The sequence below is a fragment of the Anseongella ginsenosidimutans genome, assembly GCF_008033235.1.
Taxonomy (GTDB): Bacteria; Bacteroidota; Bacteroidia; order Sphingobacteriales; family Sphingobacteriaceae; genus Anseongella; species Anseongella ginsenosidimutans.
The window spans coordinates 2,497,629-2,518,859 of the sequence record NZ_CP042432.1 but is presented as its reverse complement, the minus strand read 5'-3'; the positions used below and the strand labels follow the sequence as shown (position 1 = coordinate 2,518,859).

Here is a 21,231-nt window from a genome sequence, read left to right as displayed (position 1 = left end):
ACTGATTAACTTGTTTATTCAGACGCTCCTTTACGGTACATTTCTGTCAGGTTAAAGATTTCGTGATGGATCCTGGCGTCGGCTTCCGTAAAATATCCGCCCTTATGCTCCATAATACGTTTCGCTGTTTCCAGGGCCTTTTCCGGCCGGTAGGTTTGCAGTGCGTCTCCGCTCCCCCAGCTGAAATCAGGCAGAAAAGCCGGAGGCATGGCGCTCCCATACAGGTTCACATTCACCCCTACGGTAGTTCCGGTATTGAACATGGTGTTAATGCCGGTCCTGGAAAAATCCCCCATCATTAAGCCGCAATAAGGAAGGCCGGTATCACGCATGCCGCCGGTTTCATAGCTCCATAATTTCACGGATTTATAATTATTCTTCATATTAGAACAATTGGTGTCGGCCCCCAAATTACACCATTCCCCTATGACGCTGTTGCCCAGGTAACCATCATGGCTTTTATTGGTATTCCCAAAGATAACGCTTTGCTTGATCTCCCCTCCCACGACACTTTCCGGCCCAATGGTCGTGGGACCGTATAACCTGGCCCCCATCTTGACGACGGCGCCTGCACCTATCGCCAGCGGCCCGCGCAGGTTCACACCTTCCATGACCACCGCGCCCTTTCCAATGTAAACCGGCCCGGTCAGGGTATTGATATTGGCACATTCCATTTCCACATCCGCTTCCAGGAAAAGCCGGTGGCCCAGAATGCGGTTGGTAGAACCGGGAATGGCAGAACGCTTACCGGCGGTAAGCAGGTCGAAATCGGCGGCGATTGCCTCCGCGTTGAAGCGGAAAATATCTTCGGGATGAATAAGGCGATGCAGGGGGCCTGTCCATTCTTCCACTGCCCCCGCCCGTTGTACTGTTGCTTCCGCCCACTCTTCTATGGCTCGCGCTCGTTTGTCTGCTGCTTCCGCCCGTCTTTCCCCGCTCAGGGACCGTTCGTTCGCGTCATCCTGTGCGTGCTGCAAGCCGGGGCCGCTCTGCCAGCCATAACCGGCCTGAGCCAGGCTGCGCGCTTCCTTTTCTCCGAGCCAGGCGGCCAGCACCGCACCCTTTTGCATAAGGGTCTGTCCCGGCTTCAGTGAAGCAACCCGTTTGGCCAAAGCCGTGTCGGGAAGCAGGGAAGCGTTGATCAGGATATTTTCAGCAGATAAGCTAAAGGGGAACTTTTCACGAAGATAGGCAGCAGTAAGACAGGAACATGAGGCACCCAGGAACCGCTCCCATTTTTCACGAATGGTAAGTATTCCCGCCCGGATCTCAGCCACCGGCCGGGTACGGGTAAAAGGCAGCAAGGCGCTGCGGGCGTTTCCATCGAACAGAATGTAATTCATGCCCTGCAAAACTAAAAAGTCCGTCAATCACTTGACGGACTCATAAAAATATTATTTCAATATTACTGCTTCTTGGCGTAACGCTGCCTGAATTTCTCCACGCGTCCGGCAGTATCTACCAATTTCATCTTACCTGTATAAAAAGGGTGCGACGTATTGGAGATCTCCAGCTTTACCAGGGGATATTCGTTTCCGTCTTCCCAGACAATCGTATCTTTCGTATCGGCACAGGACTGGGTCAGGAACGAGTACTCATTCGACATGTCTTTGAAAACTACTGGCCTGTAGTTCTTCGGATGTATATCAGCTTTCATCTTAGAATTTCTTTTGCGGGTGCAAATATAAAGTTTATATTTTACTTCTCAAAGGCTTCTGTCATCAGAATATGCCTGGTACTTCAATCTACGTTCAGGGGCAAAGATTCCCCTTATTATAAATACCGGTGTAATCCACTTTATCGGTCTCCGACGGCAGGATCCCCCCTTAATGTAATAAAATGCATGCACGCTATCATAAGTAGTGAAACGTGCCGCAACAGGGATGGCGTGCCAGTGATTGGAAACGACATACAGCGTATCGTCCGGATTGATCAGGCGTGTACCATCTTCCTTTTTCAGCGCCCTGCTGTAACAGTAATTCTGCACCGTGCTTTTTGAGCGCTCTTCTTTATAGATCTTAGCAGGAGGAACTCCCCCTTCCTTTAACAATGCGGCCATTTCAGAAGCTTCGCAGATAGCGGAGCCATGTGCGCCGCAACCGCCCGAAACAATGATATAGTCAAAGGAAACCGGGGAATCGTACAGTTCCAGGCCCAACTTCACCCGTTCTTCCAGCGTCTTTTTGTTAGCAGAGCCCAGGATGAGCATAATCGTTTTATGAGGATTGCCTTTATCCTGCGCAGCCGACTGAATACAGAGGCTCGTTAAAAACAAGAAGGCAAGTAGCTTTATGGCGGATGAGAAGCGCATCGTTATATATGTTATGCGAATATACTGTTTCTCAAAGATGCGACATTTCCTGGCACAATTCAATAAGGACACCGGCGGTTTTCCTTGGATGAAGGAAGCAGATGAGCTTGTTATCGGCTCCCGGCTGTGGCTCTTCAGCAATGAAATCGAATCCTTCCCCTTTCAGGCGCGCTATTTCCGCCCGGATATCGTCTACCTCAAAGGCCAGGTGATGAATTCCCTCGCCCCGCTTTTCAATGAAACGGGAAATAGCGCTGTTTTCACTGGTGCTTTCCAGCAGTTCTACTTTATTTTCGCCGCAGGCAAAAAAAGCAGTTTCCACATCTTCAGCGGCTACCCGTTCGGTCTTATAAAACGGTTTGCCGAGCAAACGAGTGTAGATCTCCGAGGCACTTTTCAGGTCTTTTACCGCAATCCCTATATGATCAATCCGATTCATTATCCTGATGAAACTTTCCTTTTAGAATTTCGTTCTATTTGCAATGCCCAAATTACCAATTTACCTGGACAATAACGCCACTACCCCTACCGACCCGCGGGTGCTGGACGTAATGCTTCCTTATTTCACCGAAAAATTTGGCAATGCTGCCAGCAGGCACCATGCCTTCGGCTGGACGGCGGAGGATGCCGTGGACCTGGCCCGGGAGCAGGCTGCGTCCCTGATCGGCGCCTCGCCGGAGGAACTGATCTTCACCTCCGGCGCTACGGAATCAGTAAACATGGCGCTGAAAGGCGTTTTTGAAGCCTATCGCAGTAAAGGAAATCATATAATTACCCTGGCTACTGAACACTCCTGCGTTTTGGATACCTGCCGGTATATCGAAAGATCGGGTGGAAAAGTGACTTACCTTCCGGTTCAGCCGGACGGCCTGCTAAACATTGAAATGCTCCGGGCGGCTATTACTGCGGAAACCATCCTTATCTCCGTCATGTACGCCAATAATGAAACCGGCGTCATCCAGCCAATGGAAGATATAGGCCGAATTGCAGGGGAGAAGAGTATCATTTTCCATACCGACGCCACCCAGGGAGCGGGTAAAATACCACTGAACGTGGATACAGGCGGAATCGGGCTGCTGTCATTCAGTGCGCATAAATTATATGGCCCCAAAGGCGCGGGCGCCCTGTTTGTAAGACGAAAAAACCCCAGGGTACGGCTCACCCCGCTCATAGAAGGAGGCGGCCATGAAAAAGGCTTGCGCTCCGGCACGCTGAATGTCCCCGGCATCGTGGGCTTCGGGAAAGCCTGCGAAGTATGCCTTACCCAAATGGAAAAAGATGGTCAAAAGCTTTCCCTGCTTCGTGATAAGCTGGAAAGCGGCCTTTTGGAAATTCCGGGCACCGCGCTGAACGGAAATACGCATAACCGCCTTCCTCACGTAAGCAATATCCGCTTTGCCGGGCTAAAGGGTGACCTGCTGATGTCGGCCATGCCTGACCTGGCGATTTCTTCCGGTTCGGCCTGCACATCGGCTTCGCCGGAGCCTTCTCATGTACTTACCGCAATGGGATTGAGTGAAGAAGAAGCCCGTTCTTCCCTTCGCTTCAGCCTTGGACGTTTTACAGAGGAAACAGATATTGATTTCGCGGTGAACATCTGTAGGAACGCAATTGAATCTCTTCGTGATTCCACCAAACATTCTTAAATTGCCTTTGTTTAAAAGATCATGATTACAATTACCGACCGTGCGAAAGAACGAATTGAGGCTCTTATGAAAGAGTCCGGTTATGACAACAGCTATTTCCTGCGGGTTGGAGTGGAAAGCGGAGGTTGTTCCGGCCTGTCCTATAAACTGGATTTTGACAACCAGGCAAAGGAAAAAGACCAGTTTTTCGAGGACAAAGGCATCCGCGTCGTACTTGATGTTAAAAGCTTTCTTTACCTGGCCGGAACGGAGCTTGATTTCTCAACCGGCCTGAACGGGAAGGGTTTTAGCTTTAATAACCCGAATGCCTCGCGAACCTGCGCCTGCGGAGAGAGCTTTTCTGTATAAAGGCAGGTCGAAATCCCAATATCTTTGTAAATTCGCCAGTGCGCCGCCGGTATACGGCATGGACAACAAGTAGCAGGCGCGACGCTAATTAACCGGCCAATATGGACTATTTACAAGGAAAAACCCTCCCTCAGCTTATCCGTTATGTGGTAAAACACATACATCCGCCCGAACATCCCTTCCTGCTTTACCGCGGACCTCAAAAATACGAACCTATTAGTTATGGCGAAGCCCTGGATAAAGCAGATGCCATTTCGGCCTGGCTGCTGGAAATGGGAATCAAAAAGGGAGACCGGCTGGGGCTGCTCCTTGACAACAGTCCGGAATACGTATATTTTGACCAGGCCCTGCAGCAGATCGGCGCGGTGAATGTCTCTGTTTACCCCACCATTCCGGAAAAAGATACTGCTTATATACTGAATGATTCCGGCGCCAAATCCCTGATAGCAGGCAATTCCTTCCTTCTGAAAAAAGTCCTTAAAATCGCCGGGGACTGTCCCGCCCTGCGCTTTATTATTCCTGCTTTTGACGATCACGAAAAGATCACCGGCCAGAATACTGGCAACAAGACGATTATATCGCTCAATGACGTAATTATACAAGGCAAAGCTGTCCTTGAAAGCAGGAAAGCCGAAATCTCCGCCCTCAGGGAAGACGTGCAGGAAGAAGACCTGGCCTCTCTTATTTATACTTCGGGAACAACCGGCATTCCCAAAGGGACCATGCTTACCCATGCTAATTTTGTCAAGAATGTGAAGGCTTGCCTTGAGCACCTGACCGGGGCAATCGACAACGACGACACCTTCCTCTCATTCCTCCCGCTTTCCCATGTTTTCGAACGGACCGCCACGTACCATGTATGCCTGGCAATGGGCTGTAAGATGGCTTTTGCCGAGAGCCTCGAATCACTGGGGCGCAACATGACCGAAGTACAGCCGAGCATCATGAATGTAGTGCCCAGGCTGCTTGAAAAAATCCAGGATAAGGTATATAAAAATGCTACCGAAGGCGGGGGCCTGAAGGCTAAGATTTTCTACTGGGCATTGAATACAGGAAAAAAGGCCCGCGAGATCAGAGAACAGGGAAAATCACTGCCCGCCGGGTTATCGCTGCAGCTGGCAATAGCCGAAAAGCTGGTCTTTCGCAAGATCAAGGAAAAGACTGGTGGAAACCTCAAATTCATGATTTCCGGCGGCGGGGCCATGCCGGTTAGCGTAGGCGAATTTTTCAGCAACCTGGGGATCATCGTCCTGGAAGGCTACGGGCTTACCGAAACTTCGCCCGTGGTAGCCGTTAACCTGTACGAGCGCCAGGCCATCGGCACCGTTGGCCCGGTGATCCCGGGCATTGAGATCGGCATTCAGCAGCCCGAAACACAAGAGATCTTTACCATACAAACTCATGAAAGCCACGATCCCTCCTTCCAAAGCCCGGAAGGCGAGATCATCGTCCGCGGCCATTGCATCATGAAAGGCTACTGGAACAAACCGGCGGAAACGCAAGCCGCTATTGACCGCCAGGGCTGGTTCCATACCGGGGATGTAGGCTGTTTCCGGCAGGGCAACCTGAAAATTACCGACCGCATAAAAAACATGCTGGTGAATGCCTATGGAAAGAACGTATACCCCACCCCGGTGGAAAACGTGTATATGAAAAGCAATAAGATCGAACAGATTTTCCTCGTCGGCGATAAACAGGAATACATCACCGCTATCCTGGTTCCGAATAAAGAACTCATGATGCAGACATTTGACCTTCACGAAAGTTTTTTTAGTGAACCCACCCCTTTTATTGAAGACACCCGGATTATCAACTGGCTGAACGAAGATATCCGCAGTTTATCCACCGAACTCGCCAAATTTGAACGCATTAAGAATTTTGCGGTAAAGCGTACTCCCTTCACCATCGACGACGGTGAAATGACCCCCACTCTTAAGATCAAGCGTAAGGTAGTGGAAGAGAAATACGCGGGGATGATCCGTCAGCTTTATAAATTACCGGCAGTAGTATAGGATGGTTATTTTTTATAAAAAGCTTTCGATCGTATCCGGCAACGGCGCGTTCCGCCTGACCAGCCGGGTTTGCATACCAAGCGATGCAGCTATTTCAATGTTTACCGGCGTATCATCGATAAATACCGTTTCGCCGGGATCAAGGCCGTGCATTTCCAGCACATGCCGGTACGCCCGGGCATCAGGCTTTCGCAACTGAATCAAATGCGAAAAATAAGCCTTTTCCATGCAGTCCTCAATAGCCGTCTCCCAGCGCTCCCGAAGCATTCGCTCACAAGCAGCATGGTGAATAGGATTATTATTACTTAACAAAAAAGTCCGGTATTTTTCCTTCAGCTGCATCAGCAAGGGCACATTGCCCTCCGGCACCCCCAAAAGCATCGCATTCCAGGCACCGTCAATCTGCTCATCGCTGAGCGGCCGTTCGCTCATCTTCCGTACTTCTTCCCGAAAAATTTCCGGGCTAACGGTACCGGTCTCAAAATCCATAAACAGTTCGCCCTGGGCCGCATGAGTAAAAGCCTGTCTCACCTGCGGCACACCCAGTTCTTCAAATGACCGGGCCGCCAGCTCATGCTCAATTTCAAAAATAACCCCGCCGTAATCGAAAATGATATTTTTAATGGTACTCACACGTTCACATTTTAGTCAGCCGGCCGCCGGCAAAAAAAACACAGCAGCCCGCCATTGCATTATTGCCCTAAAATTCGTAAAATTGCACCTCTTTTCAAACCCGGTTTGAAAACGGGCCCATAGCTCAGTCGGTTAGAGCAACAGACTCATAATCTGTGGGTCGCTGGTTCGAGCCCAGCTGGGCCCACATTCGTAAAAAGCTCTTTTTTGTTAAAAAAAAGGGCTTTTTTTTATGCGAGTTGCGCCATCCAGACGTTCGCATTGCCACATTCAGGATCTCCTTCTCTATACTGCAGGATACGGAAACCGCAAGCTTCAAGAAGAGACCGGTACTGATGGGTGTCCAGTGAGCCATGAAACAGGTTTGTCCCCTGGTTCATTGCCCAGGTTTCGCCATGTTCTTTTCCGGAAGTGAACAGTAATACTCCGCTGCGATTCAAATGATTTTTAAAAATTTGAAACATTGAAGGCTGATCTTCAGGCGGGAGGCGGCATTGGCCGGCTCCTTGTCAGAGGCTCCAAAAGCTGGGCTATCGTCAAAGAAGTAGAACCTATCGAGGGAGAGATCCTCATTGATAAAGCCGGGAAAGGAGCAACCGGTGTAAGTACTTTATTTATGACGCTGCAAAACTTAGGAATAACTCATTTGGTGATCGTCGGAATTACGGCCGACGTATGTGTAAATACCATTATGACTGAAGCCAATGATCTCGGCTTTTGGTGTTTGCTGCTGAAAGATTGTACCGGCGCAACCGACGAGGGCAATTATGCAGCCGTTGTCAAGAGTACCAAAATGCAAGGCGGGGTTTTTGGATGGGTTTCAGATTCTGAAAAATTTATAAAGTCCGTGAAGGGTATACAATCAAAGGTTCGCGAGTAGCCGTTTCCTAATCCTATAAAAACCTGCTCATTCCTGAAGAATTAAGAAGGATCTTTGTATTCGAAACTAGCTTGTGCAAGCGGATAGACGGGCTTCAACACGCCCTCACCGCGCGGCTTCATCCTCCGGGACGCCCCGGCCGATCTTCAACGCTTTCCCGTACCTGGCCTTAAAGCTTCGAGGTTACTCCATGTACCAATGTCGATGCCTCCCGATTACGTATAAAAAAGCCGCCGGGGTTACGCCCGGCGGGCGCCTAAAACTTCCGGTATTCGCCGCTCAGGTATTGATTCGCTTTCTCTTCTTTGAATTTGGCGGCCTTCGCGTCCCAGTGTAAGGTCTCGCCCGGGAAACGCCCGGCAATGGTTCCCAGAAGAATGGTTTCGGTCAGTCGCGCGGCATATTCAAAAGGTGCGGAACACTCCGCTTTCCCAAGGCAGGCATCCACGAATTCGTGATAATGCTTTGGTCCTTCTTTTGCGTAATCACGAACAGGCTCACCCAGCTTATGTTCCCTGCTGATCTCGGCAATTTCCCTGGAAATATCAACGTATTTTCCTTTGTGGATCTTCCTTGGCAATTGCATGAAGTGAGGCAATAATAAGCGTCCCTTTTTGCCCACGAACATGGCGCCCTGTTCCGGCAGCTCATTCGCTTTCGCGACCTCGACGTTAAGAGAGCTTTTGTCTTCAACGCTGGCTTCTTTTGTTTGTTCGTTTCTAACCGCCTTTTCATCCATGCCCGGCAATACCAGATCATCATGCATTGCAGGCGCGCCTTCACCATCATACCATATCCATTTTAAGCGCCTGGTCGTGTATTTGGTACGCGGAAACTCGTAGGTCACAGTATTGCGCTCGGGGAAACCGAACCCAGTGGTTGGCCGGCATTGGGTCATGATGGTTTCAGGAACATCCAGTTGCAGGGCATTATAAGGTGTATCAAAAATATGTACGCCCATATCGCCCAGGGTGCCACAGCCGTAATCCATGATTTTACGCCAATTTCCGGGATGGTACATTCCCTCCTTGTAAGGGCGTTTGGCGGAGGTTCCCAACCATAAATCCCAATCTAATTCCTGCGGAACAGGATCTTCACCCGCCGGAGGCGCGCCATCATAACCCCAGTTCTTCGGCGACCAGGCATGTACCGTATGCACCTTTCCAATGATCCCGGATTGTATTAAAAGCGTAGCCAGTTTATAATCGTAAAAAGAATGTACCTGAATACCCATCTGGGTTACCAAACCCTTGTCGGCAGCCATTTTTTTCATGTCGCGCGATTCCGAAACATAATGCGTGAGCGGTTTCTGACAATAAACAGGCTTGTTCATCTGCATGGCCAGCATGGCAGCCGGAGCATGGGTGTGATCTGGTGTGGAGACAATTACCGCGTCAATTTCATTCCCCATTTCCTCCAACATGACACGATAATCGAAAAACACACGAGCCGATCGATGAAGTTTATGGGCCCCGGATAAGTTACCGGCATCCACATCACAAAGAGCGGCAACTTCCACAGCCGGATGAGACGCAATTGCCTTCAGGTCTTCCATTCCCATGCCTCCCAAACCGATATGAGCGGTTCGTAAGCGGGTCCGGTTCACGCCCCCTTTTAATAAAGCGGGAGCCATCAGGATTCCCAGTGCGCCTATACTGCCTTTTTTTAAGAATTCGCGTTTATTCATGGTTGGGTATTTCTCAATTATCGTTTTTTAATTTTAATATTCCGGAACCAAATGGGGCTGGAATGGTCCTGCAAGGCGATGTATCCGCTCTTAAACTTCCCGTAATCCGGGCTGTTCTTCCATTTGTCGGAATTTTTCTTCTCCTGCCAGGCTTCGTCCCAGGGAACGAAAGACAGGATCAATTTTCCATTCAGCCAATGTTCCACCTTTTCGGGGGTGAAAACAATTTTAGAACTGTTCCATTCCCCTACAGGGTGCAGTATCTTATCGGGATCCGGGGCATGCATGGCATAATCGGCGCCGGTTTGCTGCAAGGGCTTCAGTTCTTCCGGATTTTCTGTGTAGCCTAAGCTGGTATTATAGGTGGTAAGGTCATGGATGCGGGCATAGTTTTCGTCATCGATAAGCTGATATTCAGGCGCCACCACCGGCGGTCCGTCATAACCTTCCTTAACATGATAAAAAATGCCGCTATTTCCGCCTTCGGGAAGCTTCCATTCCAGATAAAGTTCAAAATTGTCAAATTCCTCGGCCCCATAAAGGATATCGGTTCCGCCTTTATAGTTCTGTTCCAGGCCAAGTTCCGTGTCAAAAGCCAGGGCGCTATCCTGGATCGTCCATCCCGGCGGCAGAGAATCCATACCGTATCCGCGCCATCCTTCGGTACTGGTACCATCAAAAAGGTAAATCCACCCGGAATCTTCTTGTGTCTGCTCCGGGCCTTGCTTTTCCGCTTCACCCTCTTTTGTAGCGGTATTGCAGGAAAAAGCTAAACCAGCAAGCCCCAGCATCGCAAAACCGCTCAGCCATTTTATTGGTTTGATCTTCATTTTTTAACAAATATTATTCGAACAAGACATTTTCGGTTGTACTCCAAATGACATAGAGACCGCAAGATAAATAAAAAATAGATTTGAGGCATTCTCAAAAATCAATAATAGCTTTTATAACGTTTTCTTCGGGCAGGTAAAGTTTTTCGAATTCCTCCACAATGTTTTGAAACGGTATCCGGTGTGTAATAAAGCCGCTGGTGTCAATCTTATTTAATGTTAGCAGTTCAATCACCTTTTTAAAATCCCTTGACCTTGCGGACCGGCTGGCCATTAGCGTAATTTCTTTCCGGTGAAAGTTAGGATCGTCAAATACCACATCCCCGACAAATAAACCCACAAAAACAATGGTTCCGCCCGGCGCCACATAATTAAACGAATTCTGCATAGACGTTTTATTACCCGTCGCATCAAAAATGACGGTTGGCAAGTCGCTGTTCAACAATGTTTGGAGATCATCAACTATCTTATCCGTTAATAACAATGTTTCCGTTTCCGGGTATTTGTCTTTCACAAAATCAAGCCTGTTCCGGTTTACGTCCAGCGAAATAATTTTCAGGCCTGATAACCGGGCAAGTGCAATGATGGCAATACCGATAGGACCGGCTCCGATCACCAGCACCGTGTCATCATCGCTTAACGCCGCTCTTTCTATTGCGTGGCAGGCTATGGCCAGCGGTTCAATAAGCGCAACCTTGTCCGGATGCAAGCCGCGGGTAACATGAATATTGGCTGCCTGGTACACAAAATATTCCCGCATCGCACCGTCTTCGTGTACGCCCAGTACGGTCAGCTGACTGCCGCAGTTCGTTTTTCCTCTTTTAACGGCCTGGTCCATCACGGGATTTCTATAGGGTTCAACCGAACATAAATCTCCGGGCAGAATACCTGAAACGCCTTCGCCAACTTCAATAACTTCCGCAGCTATTTCATGACCAAGTATGCGGGGGTAAGAAAAGAAAGGCTGCCGGCCTTTAAATGCATGCAGATCGGTTCCGCAAATCGAAAGATGCCTGACTTTTAGCAGCACTTCTCCCCGCCCCGGTTTACCCGGATGCGGCGTGTCTGCCCATCGGAATTTTCCTGGATTGTCCAGTACAACGGCTTTCATACGCTCAAAGGTAAAATGATTCGGCAAATATCTGAATCTGCTGACGTTTAAATGCCAGGAGTCGTATAATACGCAATCAGGGCGAAATCATTTTTTTGTAGTCCCTCGGGTTGATTCCTTTCATTTCCCTGAAAAACCTGTTAAAATTCGACAGGCTGTTAAAACCGCAGTCATAGGCAAGCTCTGCGATCCGGCATTCTTTTTCGGTCATAAGCTTGCAGGCATGGCCCACACGGATATTATTAACAAACTCGGTAAAGGTTTTCTGTGTTCGTGATTTAAAATACCTGCAGAACGCTTGTTTATTCATGTTGGCCAGGGCCGCAATCTCGTCAAGTTTGATCCCAGAAGTAAAGTTGCTGAAAATGTACTTGAAAACCCTGTCCATCCTGTCATTGTCCTTCGCCTGGTAAGTATTGACATAGCCGCTGCTGGCAAGCAATTCATATTCCGTGGTTGCGCTAAGCAATTCCAGTATTTTCAGCAGCGTCACCAATTGAGCCAGTTCTTGCTGTGTAGTCATTTCCAGCAAAAGCTGTGTGAGGGCTTTCTTTGATTTGCCCGAAAATTTCATTCCGCGACGCGCCATTTTCAGGAATGTTTGAAGCTTATTTACCGGGATCAAATGGGACAATAACTCAATCAGTTTGTCCGAATCGAAAAACAGCGTCACTGAACGGGCCTGAATTTCACCATCGTTCTTTTCAAAATACCATTTATCGTTGTGCCAGACATGCGGAAGATCTGACCCCAGGAAAACAAGTTCGCCGCCTTTGAATGTCTCCACCCTGTCGCCAATGATCCGGCGGCCTTCACTTTGCACGATATAGTTCATCTGGCATTCCTTATGAAAATGGAATTCCGTCGAAAAATAAGGGAGGTCGGCGGTCCGTACGGCGAACACATCGTTCTGTACTACTTCAGGTACTTTAGCAAAAACCGGCTTCATATTAGCAATAATTATTTTAGATGGGTATCTAATATGCTAATATACTAAAAAATACCCGCTAATATAATGGTAGAAATTATCAACAGAAGTTTAGTATTACGTAACACATAACAGTAATTTCGGATGAACAACTTTTAACCCAAACCCAGTGTATGATGAAAAAGCTTTATGTCATCTTATTTTTTTGCAGCCTTTTTCAGTTAGATGCAGCGGCCCAATCGTTTACCGTAACCGGCATCGTTATTTCCGAAGGAGGGGACCCCCTGCCGGGAGTTTCCGTAACTGTAAAAAACAAGCAGCAAGGCGTGATCACCGACCTTGAAGGACGTTACCGGCTTGAAAATGTACCCCCTGATGATATTCTTGTATTCTCCTTCGTGGGTTTTAAAACGCAGGAAATCCCCCTGGAGTCCAGGACCTCGATAAATGTGACCATGGAAGAGGACCGGGCACAGCTGGACCAGGTGGTGGTAGTCGGCTACGGAACGCAGCGAAAAGTGAATCTGACCGGATCGGTCGGGTCAGTTGACGGGGAAACACTCACCCGGCGTCCGGTGACTAACCCGGTTTCCATGCTGCAGGGGCAGGTTCCCGGCCTCAGAGTGGTACAAAATTCCGGAGAACCTGGTAATGAAGGGCTTTCCGTTCAGATACGGGGAAGAGGCACCTTCAGCGACGCAGGGTCCGACCCGCTGGTATTGATCGACGGAGTACAGGGAAGCCTGTCTGACCTGAATCCAAATGACATTGAAAATATTTCGGTACTGAAAGATGCCGCTTCGGCCTCTATTTATGGCTCGCGCGCTGCCAACGGGGTAATCCTGGTCACCACCAAAAAGGGAAAGGAAGGCGGCTTCAACCTGGAATACACCGGGAACTTTGCCATTCACCAGCCAACGAAGATGCTGGATCTGATCACCAATTCCGCCGAATATATGGAATTGTGGAATGAAGCTAAAGTAAATACCGGGATCAACAACGGCTTATATACCCAGGAACAGATAGACCTTTACCGGAACGCTACCGACCGGGTGCAGTATCCCAACGCGGACTGGGTGGACATTGTATTCAACCCTGCACCCACTCAAACGCATAACCTGAGCTTCAGCGGGGGCAGGAACGGGACTCATTACCATGCTTCGGTGGGATATGTGGACCAGGAAGGCGTCATGAAGGGCTTTGACTATAAAAAATACAATGCCCGCTTCAACCTGAGTTCGCAGATCAACGACATGATTACTTTCGGCGCCAACGTTTCGGCGATGAAGGGGGATGCGGTGCGGCCCCGGCAGGGAGCGGTGGACGTGTTCATTTCAACCCTGTCGCAAGCGCCTACCTATATGCCAACACTGCCCGACGGCAGCGGGCGCTATTCCTACAAGGCCTATGATTTTGAATCCAACAACAAGAACATCGTCGCCATTATCGAGAACGAAGTTTTCCGTAGCACGACCGAATACGGCATGAACGTGCAGGGCTGGACCAACGTGAACCTGCTTAAAAACCTGGATTGGTATACCAAGGCGGCCATTGTGGGCGATTTTTCACAATGGGACGATTGGCGGCCGGGGGTACCCTTGTATAATTACCATACCGGTGAATTCTCGACTGATCTCGATGTGGGCGGACGAGGTCTGATCGTGGAAAACAACCAGAACATTTACACCAATGTATATACGTACCTTGATTATGCAGCGACCATCGGCGCCGATCATAATATCAGCGCCATGGTGGGTTACAGCACGGAAGAGAATAACTACGAATTCCTGAACGGCTACCGGCGTGATTTTTTCAACGACCAGCTCCGGGAGCTGAATGCCGGAGGCCCGGCCGTTCAAAATTCATCGGGCGCCGAAGTAGAATGGGCGCTCCGCTCCTTTTTCGGGCGGCTGAACTATAATTTCAAAGAACGCTACCTCCTGGAAGTGAACCTGCGGTACGACGGAACATCAAGGCTGCATCCTGATACTCGCTGGGGCGCCTTCCCCTCCGTATCCGCGGCCTGGCGGCTCACCGAGGAACCCTTTATGAAAAATTCCGGGCCCGGCTGGCTGAACGACTTCAAGATCCGCGGTTCCTACGGGGAACTGGGCAACCAGAATATCGGGAACTATCCCTACCAGAGCCTGTTGTCACTGACCGGGAATTACCCGTTCGACAATGCCAATCTCTCTTCCGGCGCCGCACAGATAGCATTGGCCAACCAGGACATTACCTGGGAAACCACCAAGGTGCTGGACTTTGGACTGGATATTACGGTACTGAAAGGCCTTTCGGCCACCATTGACTGGTATAAAAAGAAGACCACCGATATCCTGCGAATCTCCCAGGTAACGGCTATCGTAGGGCTGGACGCCCCCACGATCAATGACGGAGCGATGGAGAACACCGGTGTGGAAGTAAACCTCGCTTACCGTAACCAGGTAAATGCCGGAGCCATGAAAGGATTTTCCTACGGCGTTGGCCTGTACCTGGACCGCTTCAGGAATAAACTGGTTGAATTCGGGGAACGGGAGATCGGCGGCACGACCCTCAAAGAAGAAGGAAGGCCCTGGGACACCTTCTATATGCTGGAATGGACCGGCATCTTTCAAACCGAGGAAGAGATTGCCTCCGCTCCGAAGCAATACAATGACGATACACAGCCGGGAGACCTCCGGTTCAGGGACCAGAACGGGGACAATGTAGTCAACGACGACGACCGCATCACCATGGACGGCCAGTACCCGAATTTCGAGTATGCCCTGAATTTCGATGCGAGGTGGAAAGGTTTTGATCTTTCCTTCTTTTTCCAGGGCGTGGAGGGGCGCAAGATTTTCGTTAATAACTGGGGGGCGCTGCCCTTTGTACAGGGATCTCCTCCCACAGAAGCCTGGAGAGACCGCTGGACACCGGAAAACCCCTCTTCCACCATGCCTAAGATCTACTGGGGCTTCAACTCCCCTGCCAAGATCAGCAGAAGTTCCAGCTTTTATCTGCAGGACGCCACCTATCTCAGGTTGAAGAACATCACCCTGGGCTATACGCTTCCCGTGTCGCTAACGGAGCGATTCAAGGTAAGCCGCCTGAGGCTCTTCCTTTCCGGCGACAACTTGCTTACCATTACAGATTACCCCGGCCTGGATCCGGAAAGAGGAGGAAGCGGTTCATTTGTTAACTATCCGCAGAACAAGATCTTTTCAATGGGCCTCAGCGTTCAATTTTAAATTTTGGAAATCATGAAAAAGAACCTATATACCATAGTTGCCGCCTCCATCTTGCTTTGCAGCAGCTGCAGTGAAGACTTACTGGACAAAAATCCACTGGATCAGATATCTTCCACGACCTTCTGGAAGTCAAAGGCCGATCTGGACATGGCGCTGACCGCCTGCTACGGCATACTTCAGAATGATATGTTCTCCTACGGTTCCCCTAACTGGGACGTACTGACCGATAACGGGTACGGTCAGCACAATTACTGGGGAAGCCAGGCGATCGTACGGGGAGAGATCTCCCCTTCGTCAGGAGGCTACATTACAGACGTTTACAATAACAGCTACAGCGCCATTGCGCGGCTGAATATCTTTTTGAAGCAACTTGCTGAATACGGGGGAAATGATGTGGATGCGGAGTTGAAAACCGCCTATGAAGCCGAAGCGAGGTTCCTGAGAGGTTTTTATTATTACCAGTTGTACTTCTGTTACGGAGCGGTCCCGCTGGTTACCGAACCCCTCACCCTTGAAAATCAGGTGCAGCCCAAAGCTTCCGCGGAGCAAATACTTGAGCAAAGCCTTTCGGACCTTGATTTCGCCATCGGAAACCTGGCGGATGTACCGTATTACGAGAACGGGGGGCATGCCGTTAAATCTTCTGCCGAAGCATTGAAGGCACGCGTTTTACTCTATGCGGCCTACGATGAAAGCGGCACGCCGGACCCGGAACAACTCACCGGGGTCAAAGCGCTGGTCTCTTCCATTATTGGCGCTGGTTACGCCCTGGATCCGGCCTATGAAAACGTATTCCGGGACGGCAGCCAGGACGGGAATGAAGAAATTATTTTTTCCATCAAATTTCTGGCCCCCGATAATGCCACTCCAATGGACCAGTGGTACGGCGACTGGCTGGTGGTAAGCCCCCTGCAGAACCTGGTAGATGCTTATGAATGTACTGACGGACTACCCTGGGGTGTTTCACCCTTAACAAACCCCGATGACCCCAAAGCAAACAGGGACCCCCGCCTGGCAAAAACGATCTATTTCGGGCACGTAGCTATTGAAGGGAACGAACACCATCCGAGCAACAATGCGCCCACCGGATACGGAGTAGCCAAATTCCTGACCCCTGAACTGATGCCCTACGGATATTCCACTCAAAGCCAGCAGGACTGGGTCATGCTCCGTTACGGCGAGATACTCCTCATGTATGCGGAAGCGCAGAACGAACTTAGCGGCCCTGACGCCTCCGTATACGATGCTATCAACCAGGTGCGGGAAAGAGCCGGGATGCCCCCGCTGGACCCCGGTCTCAGCAAGGAAGAAATGCGCCAGCGGATCCGCCAGGAACGCAGGATCGAGCTGGCATTCGAGGGGTTAAGGTACTATGACCTGAAAAGGTGGAGGATTGCCGAAACGGTGCTGAATTCCGTTACGGACGGCATACTAACGTATAATTTTGTGGAACGGTTCTATTTGTGGCCCATTCCCCAAACCGAAATAGATAAGAGCCAGGGACAATTGGAACAAAATCCTGATTACCAGTAGGCGTTTCTGAAAAACAGGCAATAAATGAGAAATCCGAGCTTACCGGGGTTAGAAATAACCTGTAAAAAACTTTTGTTGGCATTCCTTGCCTTTTTTGTACTCCTTCCCGGGGCAAGGTCGCAGTTCACTGAGCGGGAACGGTCCGCTGAATGGGAAGGCCTGGCCTTCGGCGGCCGGTTCCTGGACCGCTTTCTGCCCATTCCCCCGGTTGGTGAACTCACAGCGGATACCTGGGGCGCAGACGCCGTACGCCCAAGATATGTTGATAACGGGGTTGAAGACGGGGAATGGTCCTACTGGGGAGGCAATGCTTTGTCCGGCACGGACGGCAAATACCATCTTTTTGTTTGCCGCTGGCGGGAAGATTCTCCGAAAGGGCATATGCAATGGCCCCAGTCACTGGTAGTCCACGCGGTGGCCGGTAATCCGCAGGGGCCATACCAGGTAAAGGAAACAATAGGCCCCGGGCACAACCCGGAAGTTTTCAGGCTGAAAGACGGGCGCTATGTGATCTATGTAATAGACGGCAGGTATGTTGCCGACGATCTCAACGGACCCTGGACATATGGTAAATTTGAGTTCGACCCGCGGGACCGGCCAATCATTGAAGGTTTGTCCAATCTCAGCTTTGCCCAAAGGGAGGACGGTTCTTTCATCATGGTATGCCGGGGCGGAGGCATCTGGTTCAGCGAGGACGGCCTTTCCCCCTATTACCAGGTATCGCAGAAAAGTGTCTATCCCCCGGTGGAAGGGCGCTTCGAAGACCCAGTGCTGTGGCGCACCGGATCCCAGTATCATCTGATCGTGAATGACTGGTATGGCCGGATCGCGTATTACCTGCGTTCACCTAACGGGGTTGACTGGAAAGCCGATGCCGGAGAAGCATATCTTCCCGGGATTACCCGGTACACAGACGGCGTCCGCGAAGACTGGTTCAAATATGAACGCTTAAAAGTATTGCAGGATAGTCTCGGAAGGCCTATGCAAGCCTTTTTCGCCGTGATCGATACGTTGAAGAAAGAAGACAAGCCCTCGGACAGACATAGTTCAAAGAATCTTACCATTCCGCTTGTCACCGGCCGGCAAATAGAGATTCTGAACAAAAATAGGATCGCACCCGGCACACAAGAGATCCGCCTCAGGATAAAGGCAGAACAAGGCTTTGATCCGCAACGAAATATCGACCTCCGGTCGCTCCGTTTCGGGAGTCCGGAAGAAGTTGACTTTGGCCGCGGAAGTAAGATCAAAAGTTTCAAAAGCGAGGGGAAAGACCTGATCCTTACCTTCCACGGAAAAAATAACGCCCTCAGCGATTCCAGTTTCATGGCAAAGCTGCTGGGCCGCACCTCCGGCGGTACGCTGTTATTCGGATATGCCCGGCTTCACGGGATTGATTACCAACCGCCGATCCTCTCCGCCCGGGCGCCCCGGATCACCGTAAGCGGAAGCAAGAAGGTATCCGTCGCCGTGGAAGTGCAGAATTTCGGCCAGACCATTTCGGAGAAATCATCGGTTGAGGTCAGGATCCTCCGGGAGGGCGCCAGGCTTGGATCATTTAAGATGCACCTGGAAGAGCTGGAGCCTTTTCAGAAGGAGGTACTGGAAACAGCCGGCAATTTAGACCTCGAAAAAGGTGAAAACTACAATGCAGAAATAGTAATCACCCCCGGACCAGCGGAGCTGCCGTTTTCAGCGCTCAAGTCCGGGCAGAGTAACCAGCCTCATTGAATACAAATCATGATAATGAAGCAAATTAAGAAATTCCTGATCCTTGCAATCCTCCAGGCACTGGTCTTTCCTGCTTTGCCCGGGGCTCACGGATTTGTAGTGAAAACACGATTTCCTGCAGATAGCCTCCAGCTCAGTACGGAACATAACCTGGCATTCGATTCCCTGGCGGGAAGATGGGATGAAGCCATGCCGCTGGGCAATGGCATACTCGGCGCCCTGGTCTGGAAAAAAGACGGGCGCCTGCGCCTTTCACTTGACCGTGCCGATCTTTGGGATGAACGGAAAGCCCTGGACCTTTCTAAATTCAATTTCAAATGGGTGGAAGAGCAAGTATTGAAAGCTGACTATGCGCCGGTGCAAAAATTAGGCGACGCGCCCTACGACAATATCCCCTATCCCACCAAGCTTCCCGCTGCTGCCCTGGAATTTGACATCAGCGCTTTCGGAAAGGTGGTTTCCAACGTGCTGGATATCCGGACGGCGCTCAATACCGTGAAATTCGAAAGCGGGATTGTATTCAACTGTTATATTCACGCAATCCAGCCGCGGGGCTATTTCAGTTTGGAGAACCTGCCCGCCGGCGGGACCATCGCCGGCAGCACCTCCGGCATACCCCTGCTCATTGTCCACAATTACAACAGCGGCAAAAGCCCGCGGGAAAACGACAACAGTCATGCCGGCCAGGGGCTGGAAAAACTCGGCTATGACAAAGGCACTGTGACCAGATCGGAAAACTCGATCCGCTACCGGCAGCCAATTTATGATGGCCGCTATTATGAAATACTGATAAAATGGAAAGAAATCTCCGCCGGGAAAATAACCGGCGCCTGGACCATCTCCAATAACCAGCCGGCTTCTTTGCCGGCATTCGATACCACGGCAAGCGAGCCCGCCGGCTGGGATACGCACAGGCGATGGTGGAAAAATTTCTGGGCCAAATCGTCGGTCATCCTGCCGGATAAACTTATTGAAACGCAGTATTACCTGGAAATGTACAAACTGGGCAGCGTTGCACGCGAAGGCGCCCCTGCCATCACCCTGCAAGCTGTATGGACCGCCGACAATGGCAGCCTGCCGCCCTGGAAGGGAGATTTTCACAATGATCTCAATACGCAGCTGAGCTACTGGCCGGCGTACACCGGAAATCGCCTTGCGGCAGCGGCTACTTTTACGGATTGGTTATGGAAGATCAAACCAAAAAGCCACCGGTACACCCGCCAATATTTTGGCGTGGAAGGCCTGAACGTTCCTGGTGTGGCCACCCTGAGCGGCGATCCTATGGGCGGGTGGATCCAATATTCCCTTTCACCCACGGTAAGCGCCTGGTGCGCACAGCATTTTTACTGGCAATGGAAATATTCCATGGACGAGCAATTCCTGCTGAACAAAGCGTATCCCTATATTCATGCCGCGGCCACATATCTCGAAAACATTACCCGGTACGAAAACGGCGTCCGGAAACTGCCATTAAGTTCGAGCCCCGAATACAACAACAACAGTATTGACGCCTGGTTCCTGGAATGGAGCAATTTCGATCTTTCCCTGGCTAAATTCCTCTTTACCGCCGCCGGAGAAGTAAGCCTGGCTGCGGGTAAGCCGGAAGAAGTCAGGCACTGGCGGAAAATGCTTCAGCAATTGCCCGCTTACGAGGTGAATGAGACCGGCTTCACCGTTGCTCCCGGTCAAAACCTCAATGAATCGCATCGGCACATGTCGCAATACATGGCCATTTACCCGCTGGCATTGCTGGACGTCAATGAGCCGGAAGACAGAACGATCATCGAAAATTCGCTGCAGCGAATTGAAGAAATAGGTACAAGCGCATGGTGCGGGTATTCCTTTGCCTGGATGGCTTCCCTGTATGCCAGAGCCTACAAAGCCGACAGCGCTGTTAAGCAATTACAGATATTTGCTTCCAACTTTTGCTCACCCAATAGCTTTCACCTGAACGGCGACCAGAAAGGCGGCCAATACTCCGGTTTTACCTACCGGCCGTTCACGCTCGAAGGGAACTTCGCCTTCGCCCAGGGTGTACACGAGCTGCTGCTTCAAAGCCGGAACGGATATATCGAGGTATTTCCGGCTGTGCCTGACAGCTGGCAGGATGTTTCATTCAATACACTCAGAACGGAAGGCGCATTCCTGGTTTCCGCCATCCGGGAAAGAGGCAAGGCAGTTAAAGTGACTCTTGAAGCTGAAAAAGGCGGCACAGTACGGCTAAAATTACCCTTTACCGCTTTCGGCTTTGCCGGCAAATCAAAGAAATACGAAGTGAAAGACGGCATTATTCAATTTGTCCTGGAAGCAGGCGAAGAGGTAAATATTCTGAACAAAAACGCGGGGTAAAAAGCTGA

At 50.4% G+C, this 21,231-nt stretch carries 18 protein-coding genes and 1 tRNA gene; 9 read left to right on the top strand and 10 right to left on the bottom strand.

The genetic code is table 11. From position 1 onward, the window contains the following. Positions 1 to 14: 14 nt before the first annotated feature. From FRZ59_RS10375 to mce, 4 genes are all read right to left on the bottom strand, one after another. On the bottom strand, positions 15 to 1,343 hold the full coding sequence (locus FRZ59_RS10375; RefSeq protein ID WP_132130169.1) for a putative sugar nucleotidyl transferase: 1,329 nt from the start codon (positions 1,341 to 1,343) through the stop codon (positions 15 to 17). A 62-nt stretch (positions 1,344 to 1,405) separates the two neighbouring features. Next, positions 1,406 to 1,657 carry a type B 50S ribosomal protein L31 gene (locus FRZ59_RS10370; protein ID WP_132130168.1) on the bottom strand — a complete coding sequence of 84 codons (252 nt, stop codon included), beginning with the start codon at positions 1,655 to 1,657 and terminating at the stop codon, positions 1,406 to 1,408. A gap of 48 nt (positions 1,658 to 1,705) precedes the next feature. Continuing rightward, positions 1,706 to 2,311 (bottom strand): YdcF family protein, encoded by a 606-nt coding sequence (locus FRZ59_RS10365; protein ID WP_147698312.1) that lies wholly within the window; start codon positions 2,309 to 2,311, stop codon positions 1,706 to 1,708. Positions 2,312 to 2,342: 31 nt separating this feature from the next. Further along, the gene (gene mce / locus FRZ59_RS10360; protein WP_132130166.1) at positions 2,343 to 2,750 is read right to left on the bottom strand and encodes a methylmalonyl-CoA epimerase; all 408 of its coding nucleotides are present in this window, start codon (positions 2,748 to 2,750) and stop codon (positions 2,343 to 2,345) included. Between the two features lie 43 nt (positions 2,751 to 2,793). Between mce and FRZ59_RS10355 the strand changes: the two genes are divergently transcribed. The 3 genes from FRZ59_RS10355 to FRZ59_RS10345 all read left to right on the top strand — a co-directional run bounded on the left by FRZ59_RS10355 (position 2,794) and on the right by FRZ59_RS10345 (position 6,317). Beyond that, complete coding sequence (locus FRZ59_RS10355; RefSeq protein ID WP_132130165.1) at positions 2,794 to 3,957, top strand: cysteine desulfurase family protein; 1,164 nt, start codon at positions 2,794 to 2,796, stop codon at positions 3,955 to 3,957. 21 nt (positions 3,958 to 3,978) lie between these two features. Next, a complete protein-coding gene (locus tag FRZ59_RS10350; RefSeq protein ID WP_132130164.1) occupies positions 3,979 to 4,305 on the top strand; it encodes a HesB/IscA family protein in 327 nt (108 codons plus the stop codon). Between the two features lie 101 nt (positions 4,306 to 4,406). Continuing rightward, positions 4,407 to 6,317 carry an AMP-dependent synthetase/ligase gene (locus FRZ59_RS10345; RefSeq protein ID WP_132130163.1) on the top strand — a complete coding sequence of 637 codons (1,911 nt, stop codon included), beginning with the start codon at positions 4,407 to 4,409 and terminating at the stop codon, positions 6,315 to 6,317. A gap of 12 nt (positions 6,318 to 6,329) precedes the next feature. Here the strand turns inward: FRZ59_RS10345 and FRZ59_RS10340 are convergent, their stop codons facing one another. After that, on the bottom strand, positions 6,330 to 6,950 hold the full coding sequence (locus tag FRZ59_RS10340; RefSeq protein ID WP_132130162.1) for an HAD family hydrolase: 621 nt from the start codon (positions 6,948 to 6,950) through the stop codon (positions 6,330 to 6,332). Between the two features lie 113 nt (positions 6,951 to 7,063). Here FRZ59_RS10340 and FRZ59_RS10335 point away from each other — a divergent pair. Next, positions 7,064 to 7,137: transfer RNA gene (locus tag FRZ59_RS10335), tRNA-Ile, on the top strand. Between the two features lie 43 nt (positions 7,138 to 7,180). On the opposite strand, the gene FRZ59_RS10330 is transcribed toward FRZ59_RS10335, so the two are convergent. After that, positions 7,181 to 7,390, bottom strand: coding sequence for a hypothetical protein (locus FRZ59_RS10330; protein ID WP_132130161.1), 210 nt, complete (start codon positions 7,388 to 7,390; stop codon positions 7,181 to 7,183). A 23-nt stretch (positions 7,391 to 7,413) separates the two neighbouring features. Between FRZ59_RS10330 and FRZ59_RS10325 the strand changes: the two genes are divergently transcribed. After that, on the top strand, positions 7,414 to 7,830 hold the full coding sequence (locus FRZ59_RS10325; protein ID WP_132130160.1) for a cysteine hydrolase family protein: 417 nt from the start codon (positions 7,414 to 7,416) through the stop codon (positions 7,828 to 7,830). A 256-nt stretch (positions 7,831 to 8,086) separates the two neighbouring features. Here the strand turns inward: FRZ59_RS10325 and FRZ59_RS10320 are convergent, their stop codons facing one another. The 4 genes from FRZ59_RS10320 to FRZ59_RS10305 all read right to left on the bottom strand — a co-directional run bounded on the left by FRZ59_RS10320 (position 8,087) and on the right by FRZ59_RS10305 (position 12,407). Then, complete coding sequence (locus FRZ59_RS10320) at positions 8,087 to 9,517, bottom strand: Gfo/Idh/MocA family protein (RefSeq protein ID WP_132130159.1); 1,431 nt, start codon at positions 9,515 to 9,517, stop codon at positions 8,087 to 8,089. 17 nt (positions 9,518 to 9,534) lie between these two features. Continuing rightward, entirely contained in the window at positions 9,535 to 10,347 is an 813-nt protein-coding gene (locus tag FRZ59_RS10315; protein ID WP_207910336.1) for a 3-keto-disaccharide hydrolase, read from the bottom strand. Positions 10,348 to 10,441: 94 nt separating this feature from the next. After that, positions 10,442 to 11,458 carry a zinc-binding alcohol dehydrogenase family protein gene (locus tag FRZ59_RS10310; RefSeq protein ID WP_132130158.1) on the bottom strand — a complete coding sequence of 339 codons (1,017 nt, stop codon included), beginning with the start codon at positions 11,456 to 11,458 and terminating at the stop codon, positions 10,442 to 10,444. 76 nt (positions 11,459 to 11,534) lie between these two features. Beyond that, positions 11,535 to 12,407: an AraC family transcriptional regulator gene (locus FRZ59_RS10305; RefSeq protein WP_132130157.1), complete on the bottom strand. Its 873-nt coding sequence runs from the start codon at positions 12,405 to 12,407 to the stop codon at positions 11,535 to 11,537. A gap of 152 nt (positions 12,408 to 12,559) precedes the next feature. Here FRZ59_RS10305 and FRZ59_RS10300 point away from each other — a divergent pair, with 152 nt between their 5' ends. The 4 genes from FRZ59_RS10300 (at position 12,560) to FRZ59_RS10285 (ending at position 21,223) form a co-directional block, all read left to right on the top strand. After that, positions 12,560 to 15,613, top strand: a complete 3,054-nt coding sequence (locus FRZ59_RS10300) for a SusC/RagA family TonB-linked outer membrane protein (protein ID WP_132130156.1) — start codon at positions 12,560 to 12,562, stop codon at positions 15,611 to 15,613. Positions 15,614 to 15,625: 12 nt separating this feature from the next. Then, entirely contained in the window at positions 15,626 to 17,146 is a 1,521-nt protein-coding gene (locus FRZ59_RS10295) for a RagB/SusD family nutrient uptake outer membrane protein (protein ID WP_132130155.1), read from the top strand. A 75-nt stretch (positions 17,147 to 17,221) separates the two neighbouring features. Then, on the top strand, positions 17,222 to 18,874 hold the full coding sequence (locus FRZ59_RS10290; RefSeq protein WP_147698311.1) for a glycoside hydrolase family protein: 1,653 nt from the start codon (positions 17,222 to 17,224) through the stop codon (positions 18,872 to 18,874). A gap of 15 nt (positions 18,875 to 18,889) precedes the next feature. Beyond that, positions 18,890 to 21,223, top strand: coding sequence for a glycosyl hydrolase family 95 catalytic domain-containing protein (locus FRZ59_RS10285; RefSeq protein WP_192901572.1), 2,334 nt, complete (start codon positions 18,890 to 18,892; stop codon positions 21,221 to 21,223). Positions 21,224 to 21,231 lie beyond the last annotated feature (8 nt).